This is a genomic window from Cohnella sp. GCM10012308, assembly GCF_042649185.1.
GTDB lineage: Bacteria > Bacillota > Bacilli > Paenibacillales > Paenibacillaceae > Cohnella.
In genome coordinates this window covers 138,652-158,952 of the sequence record NZ_JBHRYU010000014.1, presented here as the reverse complement: position 1 = coordinate 158,952, position 20,301 = coordinate 138,652, and the positions used below count along the sequence as shown (strand labels likewise).

16 protein-coding genes and 1 pseudogene are annotated in these 20,301 nt (G+C 47.2%); 7 read left to right on the top strand and 10 right to left on the bottom strand.

The window, feature by feature from the left end; all coding sequences use genetic code 11:
• Positions 1-105: 105 nt before the first annotated feature.
• On the top strand, positions 106-924 hold the full coding sequence (locus tag ACFOTD_RS16985; RefSeq protein ID WP_378120790.1) for a copper amine oxidase N-terminal domain-containing protein: 819 nt from the start codon (positions 106-108) through the stop codon (positions 922-924).
• Between the two features lie 44 nt (positions 925-968).
• Here ACFOTD_RS16985 and ACFOTD_RS16980 read toward each other — a convergent pair whose 3' ends face one another.
• From ACFOTD_RS16980 to ACFOTD_RS16950, 7 genes and pseudogenes are all read right to left on the bottom strand, one after another.
• Complete coding sequence (locus tag ACFOTD_RS16980) at positions 969-2,852, bottom strand: 3'-5' exonuclease (protein WP_378120788.1); 1,884 nt, start codon at positions 2,850-2,852, stop codon at positions 969-971.
• A 215-nt stretch (positions 2,853-3,067) separates the two neighbouring features.
• Positions 3,068-3,778 carry a hypothetical protein gene (locus tag ACFOTD_RS16975; RefSeq protein ID WP_378120786.1) on the bottom strand — a complete coding sequence of 237 codons (711 nt, stop codon included), beginning with the start codon at positions 3,776-3,778 and terminating at the stop codon, positions 3,068-3,070.
• Positions 3,779-3,868: 90 nt separating this feature from the next.
• A pseudogene (locus tag ACFOTD_RS16970) lies at positions 3,869-4,318 on the bottom strand (IS4 family transposase); the annotation flags it as partial.
• 440 nt (positions 4,319-4,758) lie between these two features.
• Entirely contained in the window at positions 4,759-5,043 is a 285-nt protein-coding gene (locus ACFOTD_RS16965) for a hypothetical protein (RefSeq protein WP_378120784.1), read from the bottom strand.
• Between the two features lies 1 nt (position 5,044).
• The gene (locus ACFOTD_RS16960; protein ID WP_378120782.1) at positions 5,045-10,024 is read right to left on the bottom strand and encodes an RHS repeat domain-containing protein; all 4,980 of its coding nucleotides are present in this window, start codon (positions 10,022-10,024) and stop codon (positions 5,045-5,047) included.
• Position 10,025: 1 nt separating this feature from the next.
• Positions 10,026-10,811: a hypothetical protein gene (locus tag ACFOTD_RS16955; RefSeq protein WP_378120780.1), complete on the bottom strand. Its 786-nt coding sequence runs from the start codon at positions 10,809-10,811 to the stop codon at positions 10,026-10,028.
• A gap of 32 nt (positions 10,812-10,843) precedes the next feature.
• On the bottom strand, positions 10,844-13,384 hold the full coding sequence (locus tag ACFOTD_RS16950) for a hypothetical protein (protein WP_378120778.1): 2,541 nt from the start codon (positions 13,382-13,384) through the stop codon (positions 10,844-10,846).
• 259 nt (positions 13,385-13,643) lie between these two features.
• Here ACFOTD_RS16950 and ACFOTD_RS16945 point away from each other — a divergent pair, with 259 nt between their 5' ends.
• Both ACFOTD_RS16945 and ACFOTD_RS16940 read left to right on the top strand, forming a co-directional pair.
• Positions 13,644-14,381, top strand: a complete 738-nt coding sequence (locus ACFOTD_RS16945) for a hypothetical protein (RefSeq protein ID WP_378120776.1) — start codon at positions 13,644-13,646, stop codon at positions 14,379-14,381.
• An 82-nt stretch (positions 14,382-14,463) separates the two neighbouring features.
• On the top strand, positions 14,464-15,447 hold the full coding sequence (locus tag ACFOTD_RS16940) for an aldo/keto reductase (protein WP_378120774.1): 984 nt from the start codon (positions 14,464-14,466) through the stop codon (positions 15,445-15,447).
• Positions 15,448-15,549: 102 nt separating this feature from the next.
• Here the strand turns inward: ACFOTD_RS16940 and ACFOTD_RS16935 are convergent, their stop codons facing one another.
• Together ACFOTD_RS16935 and ACFOTD_RS16930 are read right to left on the bottom strand one after the other, a co-directional pair.
• The gene (locus ACFOTD_RS16935; protein WP_378120772.1) at positions 15,550-15,678 is read right to left on the bottom strand and encodes a hypothetical protein; all 129 of its coding nucleotides are present in this window, start codon (positions 15,676-15,678) and stop codon (positions 15,550-15,552) included.
• Between the two features lie 133 nt (positions 15,679-15,811).
• On the bottom strand, positions 15,812-16,825 hold the full coding sequence (locus ACFOTD_RS16930) for an alpha/beta fold hydrolase (RefSeq protein WP_378120770.1): 1,014 nt from the start codon (positions 16,823-16,825) through the stop codon (positions 15,812-15,814).
• A 112-nt stretch (positions 16,826-16,937) separates the two neighbouring features.
• Here ACFOTD_RS16930 and ACFOTD_RS16925 point away from each other — a divergent pair, with 112 nt between their 5' ends.
• The 4 genes from ACFOTD_RS16925 (at position 16,938) to ACFOTD_RS16910 (ending at position 19,787) form a co-directional block, all read left to right on the top strand.
• On the top strand, positions 16,938-17,828 hold the full coding sequence (locus tag ACFOTD_RS16925; RefSeq protein ID WP_378120768.1) for a LysR family transcriptional regulator: 891 nt from the start codon (positions 16,938-16,940) through the stop codon (positions 17,826-17,828).
• Positions 17,829-17,952: 124 nt separating this feature from the next.
• Positions 17,953-18,378 carry a PH domain-containing protein gene (locus ACFOTD_RS16920; protein WP_378120766.1) on the top strand — a complete coding sequence of 142 codons (426 nt, stop codon included), beginning with the start codon at positions 17,953-17,955 and terminating at the stop codon, positions 18,376-18,378.
• A 404-nt stretch (positions 18,379-18,782) separates the two neighbouring features.
• Positions 18,783-19,205, top strand: coding sequence for a hypothetical protein (locus ACFOTD_RS16915; RefSeq protein WP_378120765.1), 423 nt, complete (start codon positions 18,783-18,785; stop codon positions 19,203-19,205).
• Positions 19,206-19,358: 153 nt separating this feature from the next.
• On the top strand, positions 19,359-19,787 hold the full coding sequence (locus tag ACFOTD_RS16910) for a VOC family protein (RefSeq protein WP_378120763.1): 429 nt from the start codon (positions 19,359-19,361) through the stop codon (positions 19,785-19,787).
• Between the two features lie 77 nt (positions 19,788-19,864).
• Here the strand turns inward: ACFOTD_RS16910 and ACFOTD_RS16905 are convergent, their stop codons facing one another.
• Positions 19,865-20,290 carry an SRPBCC family protein gene (locus tag ACFOTD_RS16905; RefSeq protein WP_378120761.1) on the bottom strand — a complete coding sequence of 142 codons (426 nt, stop codon included), beginning with the start codon at positions 20,288-20,290 and terminating at the stop codon, positions 19,865-19,867.
• Positions 20,291-20,301 lie beyond the last annotated feature (11 nt).

Genomic DNA, 20,301 nt, shown 5'->3' with positions numbered 1-20,301 from the left:
AGCAATATCAAATCAGCATGTTACAAATTCATACAGATTGTGATAGGATTACCTGGGTCGTAAAAACAAGCGATCCCAATCCGCTGCTAGCGTACAATCGAAGCTATGACAGCAGCGGCGGTGTATGCGGCATCGTCAACTACGCTGGTCCCGTTCAAGGTAATTTTCGAGTCGCTGAATTACAAGATTACCTATGATGCCAAGGCGAAGACCATTAAAGCCGTGAAGGACGACACCACCTTATCTTTGACAGTCGGCAGCACCAATGCCTACGTAAATGGAAAGGAAACGAAACTTCCGGTCGCACCCAAGATCGTAAATGGCGTTACTTACGTGCCGCTACGATTCATTGCAAATGCTTCAGGCGAGAACGTTACGTTCGACAACAGCTGGCGAGCCATCCAGATCGGCGATCAGATTGACTGGAAGAAGCTCGGGAACCCTTCTTTCCGCAATGCCAAGTGGGGGATGACGAAGGCTCAGGTGAAGAAAACGGAGAATTCCGTCCTCATAGAAGACAACACGACAGATCCCTCGCAATATCTTAGCTATCAAGCTAAAATTTCGGGATACGATGCACTGGCGGCTTATTTTCTACCGGACAACGCGTTCTCGGCTGCTGCCTACTTTGTTGAACCGTCCGGGGCAAGCACCCATGTCGAGGATTTTAAAACCTTGCGCGCCTATCTCACCAGTCTTTACGGACCGCCCGTCAAAGATTTCATGGCTTTATATCAAGAGCAGGGATACGATTACTCGGACGAGATATGGGAACAGCTCATGTTGGCTGGACAATGGGACGGGTTCGTCGCCTCCTGGCATTCGGTCGATGCCGAGATCTCGCTGATCGTCACGCCGCCGAATACGTTGGACATCACAGATATTCAGATCAACTATTCCAGTTGGAACGCACACGTGGAATAGACAAGAAAAAGGCCCTCCGCACCCCGGAGAGCCTTTTTCCTTATTCACCCCATCTTCTTCGAAGCCTTCCCCTTCCTGCTCCGCTGCTCCAGCACCTCGTCCAGATACGCCGTAAACTTCGACTCGCCGCTATAGGACACATACAGCCAGTCTAGTGCTCGCGTCAACGCGATGTAGAACAACGACACTTCCTTCTCCTCCGCCGCCTCGAGCGGAAACGGCATGCTGTCGACATTGACCACGAAGACCGCTCTAAAATTCAGCTCCTTCGCGCCGTCGATCGTGGAGAGCTTGACGGATTCGCGGGCGCGGTCCAGCTGCTTTTTCGCATCCTCGTTCTCCGTCACCCAGTAATAAGGCATGCCCGCCTCAGTCAGCGCTCTGCGAATCGTATCGACGTAGGAGAACTGGTAGTTATCCTTCACGCGGTACAGAATCGCCATGTCGGCATACGGTATGCTCTTCTCGTCGCGCAAATAAGCGATACGCTCGCACACCCGCTTGATCTCATCGGTAAACCGATCGCATCGCGCAATGACCGGCTCCGGCCCTTTGCGGTGCGTGCTGTAGGGCGGGATGATGTCTACGCCGTCGACGGACCCGCTTCTCACCGTATCCTGAAGGGCGGAATGCCGCTGGTAAAAATCCCAGGCGAACTGCGCGATCTGCGCCGTGTTGCGGTAATTCATCGAGAGAATACGGGACCTGCCGCGGAGGTGATTGGTTGGCGTCCGATCCCCTGTCAGTGGGTTCCCCTGCAGCTCCGGGTTCAAGACGAGCCCCAGCAGCTTGAGCCATTCCGGCTCGAAATCCTGCACTTTATCGATCAAGATCGTATCGTACGTTGGGAGAATCGCCTCATTCTGATCAAGCTTCTCAATCAAGACCGGTATGTCCGTCACCCGCGCATTCAGGACCGCTCTCAGCCACTCGTAAAAGCCGAACACCGCGATGTTCGGCGCCGCGGCGGCGCCGGCCTTTTGTTCTTCGAGGCGGATGAGGTCCAGCAGGTCCTCCGGCTCGCTCATCAGCTGCTCGATCATCTGCTGCAGCGTCAGCGACCGCGCGGCGTCGCGGCACAGCACGAGAAGCTTCCAGTCCGGGTACTGCTTGGCGAGCGTTCGCGCCCGGCCGGCCAGTTTCGCCGCATTCCCGTTTCCCACTCCCCCTCGCCTTTTCCGCTGAACATCGCCCGACTGCCCGGCTCTATTTTCCGCATACGGATCCATCGTCTTGATATAGCGAAGCGAGAGGAGCAGCTGATCCTGGTCATCGGCCGGCTGCCTGAACTCCGCGCTGATCCGCGCCTCGGCGAACAGATGCTGGCGAATCGCCCGAATATCCGCCGTCGTCAGAAAATAGCGACTGCTGCTCCACACCGTGAACATCGCATGTATTTTCTCGATCAGGACATCTGCCGAAAAAGCCTTATCCTCCGGATCCACCTCGTCGCGGCACAGCACGAACGCCGGGGCGATCGCCTCGTAAAGGTCATACTTGATGAAGTCTGTCTGCTTCAATCTCGTAAATACGGTCCCGCAGCCGCACGCAAACTTGAGCTGTCCTCGCTGCTTCCCCGCGGGCTGGATCAGTTGCTCATCCTGCTTCAGTTGCTCCGCGACAAACCTGGCGTTATCTCTCGCCTCGTTGTACGGATTCCGTACGATCTCCACGCGGCCGGCCGCGCCATGCAGTTGCCATTGATCATGATCGACCTGGAGGAGCGCGCTCGGCGTATAATCCTTCACGTCCAGCACGACCAGTCCCAGATCCGGACCGATAATGACGAAGTCGAGCCTCCGCCCCTCGATCTCCGGTTCGTAATACACCATATAATCGCTCGGCAGGTATTCTTCCAATGTGCGAAAAAGTAGACGTTCTCCCGCTGCGGCACTCGTCCGAATAACCTCCGGGACCATATAGGCCATCTTTCGTCACACCTTTAACGGATTTATCCCAATTGTTAATAGTATATATTTATTTCCTTGGGATGGGTAGGAAATGAGATAAAGCAAATCTCATATAAGGCAGCATGCATAATTCCAATATTTTCAAATTTTCATCAAGTTCTACTCTGCTATTTTACGTAATAAAGAGCAGGCTATCATTTACGATAACCTGCCCTTTGGTATTCGTCAGATGCTTAAAGTATTGGCATTTCACGAACTTGCGTCTCGAACGGATGGCTTTGCTTTAAATCCAGGTCTCCAAACGATTTGGAGCCCAGATATTGTTTAGCTTTTTCTTCAGGAATTTCGTTGTCAACCAGTACAAAGGGATCTTCAGCTAAATACGTTAACAGCCCATTGTGATGAGCGAATTTATCATACCATTCATAGTCAAACATTCGCTTAGCTCCAAAGAAATCTAAAAACATAGGTCCAAAATAGTTACACCAAAATATACCCGGCATTCGATCTTCTAATCGACCTGTTACATGCTGTCGTTCTTGAGGTCCGAGATGAGAAATATACCCGTAATCCGCATCAACTATACAGATACAAGAATTAAAAATAGACTTCAATTCAGAATTGATTTTATTCAATGTTAAATGATTGAAAAGCAAAGTAATGTTATTATACTTTCTTAACGGCACTTCCCACCAGCTTACTTGACCCAGAAGCAAAGGCTTTTTCTTTTTAAACATAACGCTCGCTGCTCTCCCATTAAAAGTATTACTTCCCATCCAAAATGATAGAATGTCATCTCTATTAAAAGGGGTTCTGAGCGGTTCAGCCTGTCCACACAAATCGAAATTTAAACCAACATCATTAAAAAGCTCTAAAATCGCATTCGCTGTTTTTCCATTTGCAATATTACTTCTAAAATGAAGTGAAATGACCATGTTATACATAAAGTCACGATCGTCCCTTATAGTGAATTTACCGTTGTTGCCACTTTTTCAGTATGTATAAACTTGTTAAAGATGGACATAAGTATCCATTAGCATGCGGAAACCTTTGTAGTACGCACCTGTCGCATGATCTTTGAACCGGGCGAGCAACTCAACGGCTTTGCTGCGATTGCGTTCGAACATCGAATCGTCGACGATGAAGACGGCATCTCGATCCGCAGACGTCAGCGCGTCCACCTTCTTTACGGTGGCGACACTAAGCGAGGTCAAAAACCGGCGCCATGCAAGGCCGGTATGATTGAGAAAGCGATAAACCGCATCTTTGCCGGGCATGGAATCATCTTTGCGGCTCTCCAGCAGACGAAACCAGTTTTTCTGATGAAACAACAGAACGAAGACGAGTTGAAACAATTGGGCGCAGCTAAAGCCAAAGCGTTTGCGAAATCCAGCTTGCTGTAAATGCTGCATGACTTTCAATTCTTGAAACGTCGGTTTTAGTTCGTTAGGCAGTTGATTCAAATTGGAGGGTTGGGCTATCATAAGGGTAGACACCTCTTCGGTTGAAGTGATTGCTCGACACTCTCACTTTATCAAACGGAACGGTGTTTTTCTATTTACAAGCCCAATACCTGATCGCCTCGCGAGCTTACAACGACCTGCACTTAAGATGATTTTTGCTCTGCGAAAGTTGAGTTACTAAAGCTAGATCAGAATAGGCGCTCATGCAGCAGCGGATTCGCCATATGGGGAGCCAGCAACTTAATTTGGAGCAGAAATTAAAAGGGAAAGTCTAATCATTTGTGATTATGGTTAGGCTTTTTCTTATATGAAAGTAGAGATTGAGGGTAAAAAAGAAAACCACATGGAGTCAGTTCACTCGCATGTGGCTTTGAAAAAATGTTTTAATTTGTCATCAGTGGCCGAGTCCTGTTTGATAACAAAATAACATTAAGTTGTTAGACTCACATATGGTAAAAACATTAAAGTACTTCTCCATCAGCAACTTTCTTTGCTTCAAACAATTCAAATTTACTCCCTGATACTAATAAACTGGACGGGGCACTTTCTGGAAATAAAAATTCAATATAACATAAGTATTTGAATTTTTCAATTTTTTTTATAACTTCTAAATTTACGCTCCAGTCCTGTCTTGGTTCGTCGTTTCTGAAGTGGGCCGCTGTAGAGTAATAATTGGATGGAAATGTTCTTTTCCCCCCTTTTTCAGTCGGAATCCATGTTATTAATGCGTTCTTACGATCGACCATTTTATTTCACAACCTTTACTTTAGTGAATATACTATTTAGAAAGTCAATATCATATGCATATGCTTGCCCTAATAAGTCTAGATTTGAAGAAGGGTAGGCTTGGCTTATCGATGATGTTGGGACAGTAACCTCAATTATTCTAGTATTATTCGCTAAATTTTCCGCATGTCCTTCAGCCTGAGCGAGGGTAGGAACCATCCATTTTGAAGATGACGAATTTGGACCTTCTGAGAATTTGCCTAAAGTTTGAATACTCACTAATTCTTCTTCACTGACAGATCGATATAGCTTTGTCGTACTAGGACCAAATAAACTAGAGAGAAACCCCGCCGACTTCCCTGCAATTATTGTTCCAGTAGCAATACCCGATGTTGAAACACCCATTGTCGCTACATCTGCAGCAGCTGCCACAGCTGGAGCATAAACAATTCCAGCCGCTATAAGCGGAACTGCCAACACTTCACTTAAATAATCCTCTCTAACCCCCCCTTTATCCTTTTCATCAAGGGTATAGATTTTCTTTGGCTCAGCGGGATCGATGTAATATCGTGATTCCTTTATTTGTTGTTTTGCCCAAGCTGCAGCTGGGCCATTTCCAGATGCTAAATTTTTCAAATAAGTATACTGATTCTTATTAAATGTCGCATCATGTACATCATGACCACTTGGATCAGTATAAATTAACGGATTATTTTCAACATACGTATATATGTTCAAGCTTAACGGGTTGTTAATCTGCCCCTCATACGTATCCTCATTAATAAATCTACCTACTGAAGGATCGTAATACCTAGCTCTCAGGTAATAAAGACCAGTCTCAGAGTCGTAAGTCTCCCCCGAATATTTAAATGCATTGGGTACTCCTTCGACTTGTGCAGTTGGCGTCCCCCATACATCGTAGGAATACTTGTTGACGACAGTCCCATTCTCATCGACGATCTGCACCACATCACCATGACCGTTATACAAGTAATAGTACTTGCTACCGGCTACACCTGCGTTTACCGCTTGCTTCATCAGAAGGCGGTCACCACGCACATATTTGGCAGTGATCGCATTACTCGCATCGCTCTCGGAGATCACTTGCCCACTAAGATCGTATTGATACTGAACGGTCCCTGTCGTCGCCGTTTTCTTATATCGAAGCCCATTAGCTCCGTATTCAAAGCTGGTTGTATCAAATCCAATAGTAGCACTTTTAAGTGTATTGAGCAGGTCGTAGATAAAGGAAGCTTCGTTTAAGTTACTGTTTGTTGCCGTCTCTCTTTGTTCGGTCCGGCTGCCTAACAAATCATACGAGTAGCTCGCAGTGGTTGTTCCCCCAAGCTTCACTGCGCTTAGTCGATTTAATTTGTCGTACACATAAGTATAAATCGACGCTCCTTGACCCGCTACCGTTTCTGTGACGGACTCGATATTGCCGTTATTGTCATACGCATAGTCGTATTTGGATATGATCGTTCCTGCTCTGGTGTTCGTCACTGTCTTTACCTGATTTAATGGCGTATACGCATAGGTCGTGAGAAGCTGCGCACCTCCTGTCAGGGTTGGGTACGTAATGGTTTTTACACGACCATTGTCAAAATAGGCATAGATTGCATTGGCCCCTGCCGCAGTACTTAGTGTGGACTGTCCATCCGTCTGTACCCTCAGCAAACGTGTCTTATCGTAGGTAAAATTAACTGATTGCGCGGCAGAATTATTTGTTTGCCGAGTGACTCGTCCCAATTTGTCATAATTAAGCGACAGACTTGATGAGTAGCCAGTAGCGCTCTGCGTGACTCCAGTCACTTGTTTGTTCTGATTAATTGTCACATTCATGCTGCTCGACAAGACGCCATTATTAAATATTTCTGTCTTGTCTGTCAAAATATTATTGCTGCCGATCGTCATCTTAGTCGCTTGACTCACGGATCCAAGTGTCACGCTGCTGAACGTTTGACGATTTTGAGCATCATATTGGTAACCATATACGGCTCCGCTGCGGTCTGTGTACGTTGTCAATTGGCCGAGAGAATTGTAATTAAAGCTTTCGCTTACACCGGACATATCCGTTTTTTGAGCAAGCTGTCCTAATTCGTTGAATTGCTTGCCGCGGATGATCTTGGGCGTATCCGTTGGTGAAGCCTGTATCGTAATTTGCTTAAGTTGACCGGTTGTCGAGTCATAAGAGTAATTGGTTAATTGATTTAATGAATCCTTTACTTGAGTCAAACGACCAAGTACATCATAGGTGTAACCTGTTGTAACATTATTTTCATTGAGATTCCCCTTGGGATCTTTATAGCTAATGACATTGCCCAAGATATCATAGCCGAAATACTCTGTCATCGGAGAGGTTTGACTTGTGCCTTTGTAAGCTGTGCGCGAAATCATTCTACCCCATTGGTCTAACTGGGTAATAATATGATTGGACTGAACTGTAAGTGTAGTTGCGCCGACAAAATAGTTGGTCGACTGTCTACCCTTTAAGTTGTATGTTGTCTTGTACAAATTACTAAATGCGTCTTTAGCCTCAATCTGACGTCCCCAAATATCAAAAGTTACATTTAATGTGTTGCTCATCGGATCAGCTTGGTCGACCGCACGGCCCATGTCATCATAATGATACTGCGTGTTCAAGAGTTGATTCGTGTCATAATCCCAAGACTGACCTAACCTCAGGTTCCCCAATCCATCGTAATACTCATAACGTCTATTCAACTCTGTTTGCACATTATCTGAGACGCGGATGTACTTCCGATAGGAAGTAAAATATAAAGAAGATAACCCTTCATTTGCAGAGTCAAAATCTGATGAAAAGTAATTGTTGGCGTAACTAAAATAGTCCGATACATCATACTCGACCTGCGGCACACCTTGATTTTTAAATCTGGGGTATTTGATTTCTGTCGTACGCCCCAGCTTATCATAGGTATATACCGTTTTATTGTTAGACTCATCCCACTTCTCTTTAAGCAAACCTGTTCCCGGATAATAAGACATAAAGGCTTTCACAACTTTAGCTGTCGAGCCATCCGTAAAATATTGATCCGTCTCAGCGGGAAATGCATAGTTGGTCGCTGCTGAAAAAATCATTTCTGTTTTTGACGATCCCTTTGTGGAGACGACTTTAGCAACTTTGCCTGTTGTCGGTGGATTCGTCCCTTGGCATGTATTTACTGATGCACCGCCAGCACCAGGAATAACCTCATAGCATGTATTCGTTACTTCACCTGCGGCATTTACATATTGTTTAAGCCTGCCGCTGGTATCATATTGATAACTTTCGTTCTTCTGTGTTGAATCACTTTCATTTTGATACCAGGTCTTTCCGCTTAATTGGCGATAAGAAGGTTCATAACTATAAGCTGTTGTATACTTGGACTGGAGCCCTCCATTAATTTGAGAATCGGTTAACGGTCTAGTTTCTGATTGGAGTTCTCCCCAAGCTGTATAGGTTTTAAAGGTTTTAAGTACATCTGGCGAAGCATCCGAATCGCTAGCGTGCAGCTCGCTCTGCATACTCGTAGGTTTAAAACTATAGAGACTGTCAAAAGCAGTGTACCGGGTAATCTGATGCTCTCCATTAGTTGCCCGTGTATCTAAACTAATCTGTTGCTTGAGTCCGTTGAAGGTTGTTGTTGTTTTCAGACCTTTTGTAGGGTTAACTGAAGAAGCTTCTCCTGCAGTCGCAGTAGAAGAAAATAGATAAGTCGCGGGCACAGTATCTGGATTACTATAAGTAGGATAACCCGTGTAGTCCCCTGTGTATAAGTAAGATAAGTAATTATAATTACCAACAAACGAAGAAGTGCTTCCTCCATTACTATACTTTCTCAACTGGTCAAATCTTGACGAAATTCTCGCTTCTTGCCTAACCCCCCATTCGCCTAAATTATGGGTAGCCACATCATAATTATAAGTCGTTTGCGAATTGGGAAATATAATTTTACTTAGTAAAATAAAGTAGTTGTTTATTGCGCCGCTTAATGATTTAGAATTGTAATTAAACAAAAGTCCGTTCATAAATTGATTTTCAAAACTAGTGATTTGTCCTTCTTGATTTTTGAATTGGGTTAACATAGGCGAATGACCATCCGGCATTGAACCTCGCGTGTCGTCCGATCTTCCTTTCAAATAACTGATTTCCTGAACATCTGCGTTTGAAGCATCTTTCACCGTAAGCGTAATTTTTTCTCCATTAAATGTTCCAGTGGTTTGTAATGTATTCTCATAACTGAAAATTACCTTGCGACCAATCGTGTCTTCAATAGAGGCTATCAAAGCGTGAGGTTGACCATCATATAGTGTTCGAGTAGTATACTGAAATTTAATCGTGTTACCGTATCGGTCTACGATTCCGAGCAGTTTACCATCTGCGGCGAAGTATTCTCTTTTTTTGCTAGCGTATTCCAAATAGTATGCTGATGTCTCAGCTCCGTTTGAGAAAGAACCGCCCGATAAAAACTGGACATCCTTTCCTTGGTATCCTTTTAGGTGCGTATAGAGTTCAGCGTCCCCAGTGAGTTGATAATCGACTTGGTAAACGCCGCCTTCACCGTCATGGTAATACTTGTATCCGCCCTCTTCTATTTGTACGGATGGAAATCTAAAAGACCATCCTACACCGAGATCATATCGAGAAATCAGGTAATTTTTTTTACGAGTATAAGGGTATGCATACATTTGCTCATAAGCATAGCCATAGTTGCTCTGGTACATGATACCGACATCTAAATCCAGTCCATCACGACCAGGAAGATGAATATGATTTTGCTTCCAAGTGAGAGAACCTGATACAGGATCAACCAACTCGCTTGAGCTAGAGGCGTCGGCATATTGGGGTTTTTTAGTCTGGTTGATCTGCTGTTGTGTAATTAGGCCGTTCATGACAGCAGTGTCCCCAATAACGTCTGCGTGTGCGGAAGGAGCTTGCTGCATGGACAGCCAGAGTATAGCGATAAAACCGCCCAAATATAATAGTGATTTTTTAATCATTTTATTGGTCTCCCTCGCCGTTCTTCAATGTGTTACTTTCCTCAATTCCATCTATAGAATTGGAAGACGTTGTGTCAGCAGCCGATTCCTCAATTGAATCGCTAGTTACACCATCTGATTCCAACATATTTAGATCATCCTTCTCTAGCAATCCCTGCTTTGCAAAGTCCGATAGGATATCTTCAAAATTAGCTTTTTGTGTATCCATTTTATCTGCAATCTCCAACTGCTCAGCGGGACTAATATTCATCTTTGCAAACTTTTTTGCCAGTGCAGGATTCTGTTTGAGCTTCTTTTGAAGCTTGTTTATCGTATCCGCGCTCAACTCTGAGGCTACCTGCGCCCAATCCATTTGACCCTCTTGCTTGCGCTTTAATAATTCTCGTGGATTTACATTCCACTGATTGCCTAATTGATCGGACATGTAGATGTCCTCCATTGGCACGCCTGCAAGTACCAATTCTTCGACGTCTTTTTGCTGATAGTTAAATCGATCTTTTTTTATAAGGCGGTGTTTTCGATTTTCAGCGGAGACATTTTTAATTTCCAAAAGTTTGTCTCCAGTTGCATAGACACTTTCTGGAATAGAGATATCCATTTTGATTTCTTGCTGCTCCAGCGGCGGCACCATTCCCTGCACCGCATTGCTCTTGCTGAATTGCCCTGCAATATCACTCATGGTATCCCGAATTGTGTTATCTGCCGCCAGTGCAGGCCAAGCAATACTAACGAACAACGACAAAATAACAATTGGAATTAACCAGTGATTTCTTTTCATTTTTCGCATTTCATAACCTCCAATAATTTAAATTAGAAACTTCAGTTAAAAGCAATATCATCGACATATATTGTGCCGCTTCCGTTTGCAGCGGTCGCTTCGATCATAACAATTACATTTGCAAATACAGCATTGGCGGGAACTGTAAAGTTATTCATGTAGATTTGTGTATAGGCATTGTTTATCGTGCTGTAAGGAAAGGACTGTACGCCGACGATCTGATTTTGAGCATTAAAAAAGTTGATTTGAAAGCGTATGTTAGCATTGGAAAGGCTTTGAACATTTACATTCACGCTGGTTGAGTATGAAGCACCAGCGTTTACTTTGATAGATTGGAAAATATAATTCATTGTTCCGCTCGACAAATTTGATCCTGCTATTTTCTGCGCTTTTGTACCACTATTTACAGGCGAAGTTATGAGCTCATATTGCTGCGCAAACCCACCCCAGCCATCAGCAATTTGCTTGTTGCCAGTTGAAAGTTCAAATCCGCTATTTGCCAACTTATTTGGAGCCGCAGAGTACTTCAGATTCATCAAATCTACATAAATCGTTCCTGCACCATTTGCCGCTGTAGAACGCAACAGCACATAAACCACCGCATAAGCTGTATTAGTAGGCGTCGTACCACTGAGAGACAAGGTCACATTCGATGTAAGCAGTGTACTTTCCGAAACATTTGAGCCAATATACTGATGCTGATTATTTAAGAAATCAATATAGAGCTGTGCCTTGGCATTCGTAAGTGATGTATTCGTAAATATGCCAGTTAAGTTATAAGTCGAATTAGGCTTCATTTTTACGTTTTGAGATATTCCTGCGTAGCCTCCCGATGCAATTGTAGTATCGCTTATTTTATGAGATCGAAATCCTTCGTTAACCGATTGGTTTGCAACTTGTATACTAGGCGTTGTCCCGCCGATCGTTTTACTCCAAGCGTCAGCCATACCGGCCAAGCCACTGTAAGCCTCAAATCCCGGGTTAGAAAGCAAATTAGGTTCCGTGTCATAACGAAAATTCATCATATCAACGTAAAGTGTAGAAGAACCGTAGTTTGCATTAGCCAATATCATAATATAGACGTCAGCATAGGTTGCAGTTGCCGGGACGGTGCCGGTTGTTGTCAAAGTTATAAATTTACCGTTGGTGGTTCCCGAATAACTCTCGCTACTATTGCCTACCCAGTAGTTCTGACTGCTCATGAAGTCCATATACAAATACACGTTGGCATTAGAGAGAGATTCGATATTTAGGCTGGCATTTGATATAAAAGCCTTTCCGCCGTCTACCCTAATTCGTTGGGACATGCCGACGTAGTACCCATTCATAACACCGCTTGCAGTAAGTTTTTGTGACTTAATTCCACCCGACACAGGCGTACTGACAGTTTGCGGCACAAGATAAATGGGGTTCCAACCATCTGCCATGCCACTCGTCCCCGTGTTCAATTCGAAGCTGCCATTTACGAATAAGTTGTTGGTCTTAGACTTGCGTATCAGGTTCCCTTTAATGTCGTATTGGTAGTCAATGGTTCCCAGAGAGGACGCGACCTGCGAAAGTCTCCCCCCATTGTCATACAAATGATAGCTGCCCCCGCTGCTAATCACGTCATAAATTGCAGCAGTGGAAGGGTCAATGACGATTGGATACTGCAGTCCTTCAGTGTCTAAGTTCAGTTGGATTATCGACTTTCCTTTGCCTTCCGCTATGTTTATCTTGAGTTTGTCGTAGCGACGATCAGGGCTTGAGGAATCTTGCACCCAAAAGGAAGGAATTTTAAATACGGGGACATCAGAAGCATTTAAGAAGTCTATGGACTGATCCTCGTTTACACGGTAGGTTACGCCCTTAGTCTGCATTTCAAAACTGAATGACTTCGGCGCTTTTTCGTTTAACAAGTGAATTTCCATCTTTAACTCGTCTTCTTGTACCTGATAAATAAGATTAGCGTTCGTCCAAGCATTTTTGAAGGTAATCGAATCTCCTTGGACAGTACCTGAACTATCTTTCATACCAAGAGGTTTGTACGTAACGGACTCATCTCCCAAAGAGAAGGAAATGGCCGCTTTTCCACTACCATGGTTGAGACGAACCTTGAACTGGTTAGCAAGCATACTGTAACTAAAGCCGGCCATTGATGAGTCTGCTTTTATATTTGTATCAATTGGCAACCACGCTTTACCAGAAAAGTAGTTAACCGAATAGCGCGATTCGTCTACACGCTTGCTGCCGTCCGGCCTTATAAAGGTACGCGATGTACGGGTACGTTTGCTGATATCTTCTTTGTCATCTCTGTTGAGATCCCCAATTAACGATTTTTTGCTACTGATCTCTGAATTCCCCATATCATTATTAGCGGCAGAGGTTATGCTAGTTGGTTTCTGTACTCCTGCTTGTCCAGAAGTATCTTTCGGCAGCTTGCTTGCAATTGCCGGATCCCCGAAAATGTTCATCATCGAGGCAGAGGATTGTCCTTCTGCAGCCACACTTCTAATCGACATTCCCCAGCCTGTACCGGATAGTCCCATTGTTATTACAATTGCCAGGATCAAAATAATGAATGATTTCGTACTAAACCTCATCTTTTCCCCACCTTATTTTTGTTTACAGACTTGTATAAAATAATCGAAAATTAAATTTTTAGCGATCAGAGATTTTTTGTTATTTTGTATAAAAAAGTCGAATTTCGATGAAATACATAAATAACAAAAAGTGTATTTTTTATACTTTGTTATAAATGTTATATTATCAGTAATATTTGGTTTTGAAATCCAATGACAAACTACGAAAACTAAAATTTAATAAGATGCGTAAGGTAAAAAATTTCAGAGGTGAAAAACGATGCGGATCATAACAAGGCTGGCCATCGCCATTCTCATACTGGCAACGATGCTGTCCGCGTCCGGCTGCGGATTTAAGAATGGTCTTGCCGGAGCCCTCAGGGGAAATTGCCTTGGAGAGATCGAATGGGTCGACTTTCTTATGCTGGGCGATGTCAGGTATACGTCCAATTCCGAAGGCACGAAGGGCGTCTCCGAAGGAAAACAAGGCGAAAAGATCGGCGACGTATCGTATATGTTGAACGACCATGCATGCACGGACCATAAGTCGAAAAACGGCGATGCCGCCTACCTGCCGATCGGCACGCCGATCTATGCCATGAACGGCTATAAACCGTCGTACCGCGTCATAGCGGACGGTAAAGTATACGAGGCCCATAGCAATCCGCATGCGAAAACGATCGGTGACCTGTGGGACATCGACGGAAAAACCGCAAAGGTCAGCCTGGAGAGCGGCATGGATGGCAGTCCGATCGGCGACTTCACGCCGGAAGCGTCAGCCGTCTTCGCCAGAGATCTAACGCAACTGACGCTGGTCGGTTACGATAAAATCTACAAGGACAACAAGCCCGAATACGGCATCTTCCTCAGGGTTCATCTACAGGATGGAACCTCGTTCCGGATGGTCTACTACGAGAACGCGAACGCCTTCACGGCAGGCGCCTATGGGACCGAAGCGATGAAGTCGGTCATTGTCAGCGAGCGAACGCGGATCAAGAAGGCGGCGGGATTGATGTAACGGAGGCATGATAGCGCATTCAACATCCGTCTGCTACAATACGTTTGACGAAAATTCACGTACTGACAACGGAGGATGGGCTATGAACTTACGGCCGCTGGGCAAAACGGGTTTGCAGGTGAGCGAAGTCAGCTTCGGTACGTGGGCGATCGGAGGTTCATGGGGGCAGACGAACGACGCGGAGTCGCTCCGCGCCTTGGACAAGGCGATGAACGAAGGCGTCAACTTCTTCGATACAGCCGACGTGTACGGCGACGGCAAGAGCGAGCGTCTGCTCGCACGCGCCACCAAGGGCAAGACGGACAAGATCCATGTTGCCACGAAGTTCTGCCGGCAGGGCGATATCCACGACCCGCAGACCTACTCGGAGCGGCAGGTGCGCCAGTGGTGCGAGGATAGCCTGAAGCGTCTGGAACGCGATACGATCGATCTGTACCAGATCCACTGCGCGCCGTTCGAGATCCTGAAGCAGGGCGCCGTGTTCGAGGTGCTGGACAAGCTGCAGCAGGAAGGCAAGATCCGCGCCTACGGCGTCAGCGTCGAGACCGTGGAGGAGGGCTTGTTCTGTCTGGAAAAGTCGGGCGTGCAGGCGCTGCAGATTATTTTTAACATCTTCCGGCAGAAACCGATCGCGGAGCTCCTCCCCCGCGCGGCCGAACGCGGTGTCGGCCTGCTCGTCCGGCTGCCGCTCGCCAGCGGTCTGCTGACCGGCAAGTTCAAGGCGGATACTTCCTTTGAGCCCGAAGACCATCGCAATTTCAACCAGAATGGCGAAGCCTTTAACGTCGGCGAGACGTTCGCGGGCCTCCCCTTCGCCAAAGGCGTAGAGCTCGCGTCGCAGCTCGGCTGGATCGCCGAAGGCCGCGACAACATGACGCGCGCATCGCTCCGCTGGCTGCTGGACTTCAAGGAAATTACCTGCGTGATTCCGGGGTTCAAGAACGTGCGCCAGGTCGAGGACAACCTCGGGGTGCTCGCTACGAAGCCGTTTAGCGCGGAAGAGCACGAGCGGTTGCGACAGTTTTACCGGGAGCAAGTGAGCGAGCATATTCGAGGCGCTTATTAAGCGAGATGGTATAGGCGCTCCATCAGCAGCGGTTCCGCCATTTAGGGGATCCGCTGCATTCATTTTAGGCACAACGACGTTCGATACGAATATCGCCTTCGCTTATTTATTTAGGTTATTGAGTCCCTCTAGCTCTCTGACCCTCTCCTCTAAATGAGCGATTTTTTTATTCATCTTGCCGATAACCGGGACACCGAAGACAAGAATTAAAATAAACAATACGACGGCCATTCTCCACACCTCCCTCTCAGATTCATCGGCAGTGCAGTCGCTTCATTTCACCTGACAGGAGATAGCGGTTATCCTTAAACGAAAAACAGAGCCGAAACGATATACGTTTCAGCTCTGTCTTCGTTCCGCCGTGTCAAGGATGAAGCGCCAACAGGTGTTTGAGGTTGTCATCAATAAACTGATTATCGGCCCTGTTGATGCCGCGACCGGCAAAATGGCCCCAGATCGACTCGATCGGCGTAAAAACGGCATGCGGCATACGCTCGACCTCGTATCGGTTATCGTCCGCCGGACAGAAGAGATCCGTGCTCCCTGGCATCACGCAGGCAAGTGCCGTAATGCTCCTCAGCGCCTTGTCGAAATCCCCCTCGTAGGCCGGGTTCGCGCTAATATCTGCATGTATGCCCGTCCATAGCATAGCCAGCACATTGTGCGGATCCATTTTCATAAAGCTGTCTTCCCAGACGCCGGCCATAAAATCCGCCACAGAGTCGAATCCCATTTCCCGATAAAGCCCCGCTCTGTAAAACGCCTGCGATAACCCCCATCCCGCATACACACGGCCAACGGCACGCATGTCGGCGGCAGTCAACCGGTTGAGCTGGCTTGAATCGAAGCGTACGGCAGCCAATAGCGGCGCTTTTACCCCCTCCAGGACCAGGTACGTCTGGGGCCAAGTCTTGGCCATCCCGGCGATCGGCGCAATTCGCTCCACCATATCCGGATAACTCGCCCCCCACTGGAACGCTTGAATGCCGCCCAAGGACCATCCGACGACGAGCGCGATCTTTGGGATGCCAAACTTCTCCGTCACGAGCCGATGCTGGAATCGAACGTTGTCATAGACGGTGACCTGCGGAAAGTTGGCTCTGTCGAATGGCGCAGGCGTGTTGCTGGGTGAAGAGGATAGTCCGTTGCCCAGCAGATTGGGAACGATAATGAAGTATTTCTGCGGATCCAGCGCCATGCCCTCTCCAATCAGCCACTCATTCTGAACATGCTGGTCGCCAAAAGCAGTGGGATAGACGATGGCATTATCTTTCTGTTCGTTCAATCGGCCATACGTCTTATAAGCAAGAAACGCGCTCGGCAGCGTCGCGCCCGATTGCAAAGTGACGTCACCCAAATCAAAAATGTCGTAATCCATCGTAAGCTCGCTCCCTTCTTGTCGTTAGTATAGAACCGTGATACGATCAATAAAAGTGAATACATTTCAAAGTTATATTCAGTATTATTGAAATTAAAAGGGGGATCGTACGATGGAATTGCGCCAGCTGAATACATTCCGAACGGTCGCATCTACCTTGAATTTCAGTCGGGCCGCGGAAGCGCTGAACTACGTCCCCTCCAACGTTACGATGCAGATGAAGGCATTGGAGGATGAGCTTGGCGTTCGTCTCTTCGATCGCTTGGGCAAGCAGCTCGTTCTTACGACGGAGGGCAAACGCTTTTTAACGCATGTTCACGACGTTCTCGACAAATTGGACGAAGCGCGCAGCGCCGTTCATAACCGTGAACAACTAACCGGCACCCTGACGGTCAGCGCCAATGAAGTGGTTTGCGCCTACCGGCTTCCGGCCGTCTTTCGGCGGTTTCGTACGAAATATCCGGGCGTTCGCCTGATCTTCCGATCCGTGCCGAATCTAGCGCTCAAGCAGGCACTCTTCGATGGAACCGCCGATGTGGTCTTTATATTGGACGAACCCGTTCGCTCGAGCGGACTTGCAGTCGAACCGCTGCTCGAAGAGACGTTCCGCCTGTTTGCCGCGCCGGACCATCCGCTCGCGACACGGACCGATCTGCAGCTGGACGATTTTCACGGAGAAGTGTTCCTGACGAATGAAAAGGGCTGCCCCTATCGCACTATGTTCGACCGGTCATTCGAGAGAGAGGGCATCGATAGCATTACCAACTTGGAGTTTCAAAGCGCCGAAGCGATCAAACAATGCGCGATCTCGGGCATCGGCATCGCCTTTTTACCGGAGATTGTGACGAAAACCGAAGTCGAGCGGGGCGAGCTCGTCGCGCTTCCCTGGCGGATTCCGGATTTGCGCGTGCATACGCAGCTGCTGTGGCATAAAGACAAATGGCTGTCGCCGATCATGACGGGTTTTATAGAGGCAGCAAGGGAGATTGCGCCAAGAGCGTAGCGCCCGCATGGACGATTTGGATGTTTGCTTTTTTGTAAGTATGAATGATTTACCAGCCAAGGAGGGTTTTGGCTGGCTTGTGCCGAAAGGGGTATCTATCTCATCCTTAAGGTGGTTATCGTTTATGGGTCTTTTCGGCGGACTGTTCAACAACTATTCGGAAGTGACGGTTCAGGAGCTGCAGGAGAAATACGGTTCTTTTCTAACGCCGAACGAGACGATCCAAACCGGCTTCAAGCTGATTCGGGATGCCTTTGTGTTCACGGAAGAACGTCTGATTCTGATCGATCATCAAGGCGTGACCGGCAGCAAAACGAGGGTCGTGTCGATCCATCTGGACGCGATCTACGAGGTGACGATGGAGACGGCGGGCACCGGATTCGACGACTGCGAAGTGACGATCCACTACATTACCTCCCCTTACCACAAGAGCAACAACATTTCCGTCTCGTCGTACAAGTTCGAATTCGGCAAAAAATTCAATGCCAAGCCGATCTACACGACCTTGATGTCCATCGCCCTGGCCAATAATAAGCGTTTGAACGGTTGACGCTTGGCTCGGCCACGGACAACACCAAAGGGCTTAGGTTCCGGACGGATCCTGAGCCTTATTATTTCTGCGACGCACGATCCTTTCCCATGATATGAAAATGGGTAGCGTTGTATAGGACCTTCTGCATCCGCAAACTTGCAACCTCGATTGTACTGGAAAGTTAGGCTGTACGCATCGCCTGATCAACAAGCCAATCCCCCTGCCGCGCTCCCTCAGCAATCGGAGACAAGCAGCCCTGCGGCAGCGGCGGCAGATCCTTATGGAATCAAGGTCAACGACACGATCCTATTGCTTCGAGATTGGGACGATAACTCGATACTTCGCAGCCAAGTAAGCCCTCTCCATCTCCTACACTTGCAGAAGCGCACCAAGCACCTTTCACACTGCCTCAAGGATATCAAATGATTGAATCCTCTTCCTTCAAGGCTGCCATTCCCGAGGGTTGGAGATGCGAAAAGAGCTCGTCATCCGACCTTCTAATCTTTAAAAAGGGAGATCAAGAAATCGGTCAAACCGAATTATTAGGCTGGTTTGATGCAATGACTAGGAAGGACATGAAGCCAAACCATTCCGAGCAAAGCGACTTTCGGGAAGTAGAAGGGATAACGTCCATTTCTGGTATGAACGTGCACGCGTACAAAATTCAATTAACGCATACGAAGCCCGCTGCGGAACAGGATCCCGATTGGGCGTACAAGGAGACGAGAGGGTATGTGACAATTAAAGAACAAGAACGTGCCTACGGCTTTTATTTTTTAAGCAACGATGTGGATGAATCGATCATGCAAACAGTGGTCTACACGATTCGATTCAAATCATTATAATCATGCGTTATGCCCAAATCTTCATTTATTCCAAATTATTTTTGAAATTCGATCTTCCCGCGCAACTAGACCGATGAATTTCTGAATCGGCCGTCGTCTAAATTAATAAAGACTCAACGACAACCAAATTCATTTAACGATGGGGTGTTCGAAATGGCATTAACGTCCACATTCACGAGCTTCAACCTGCCAGTAAAAAGCGTAGAGCAATCCAAGGATTTCTTCACCGGAATCGGATTTGCGCTCAACCCGCAATACCCCGATAACGAGACTTCGGTAGCCATTATAATCGGCGACAACCTGCAGGTCATGCTGATCAACCAAGCATTCTTTACGACGCTCACGGAGAGGGAAATCGTCGATACGAGCAAGTACGCTCAGATGACGATCGCCTTGGCCTTCGAGAGCCGGGAAAAGGTCGATGAAATCGTGAATGCCGCGGTCTCCCTGGGCGGGAAGCTGCACGCTGAACCTGAGGATCATGGGTTTATGTATCATTGGGGCTTCGTGGACTTGGACGGCCATCTGTGGGCGATCAACTACATGAACGCGGATGCGGCTCAAGGACAGTCAGACGAATAGTCATTACGTTAAATGAAGACTTAAAGAAGACGCTGGGCGCGTAGGCCCGGCGTCTTTATTAATCCGCTACCAACCGATTAGTTTTGCTCGGTATAGGCTTTGAAGTTGTCCATAATCGCTTGCCAGCCTGCTTGCTGGAACTCGACGGGGTTGGTGCTTTCCGCGTCGAACGTTTCAACGACCTTCGTCGTATCGCCTTGATCGACGAACGTAATATCCACGCGTCTCCCGTCTCCGATCGTGTAGGAGATCGCCTCATGCAGATCCACGACATCATAGACGCCGCCAAAATCAAAGCCCATACTGCCATCCTTCGCTTCCATCCGTGTCGAAAACTTGCCGCCGACCCGCAGATCGTTTTCGGCTCTCGGCGCGTGCCAGTCTTCGGACGCTTGGTTCCACTTCGTGAGGTGCTCCGGCTCGGACCAATAGCGCCACACCTTCTCGACAGGGGCTTGAATGACGGCTTGCACGGTTACTTTCGTCGGTTGATTCGTTTCCATTTAAATGGACA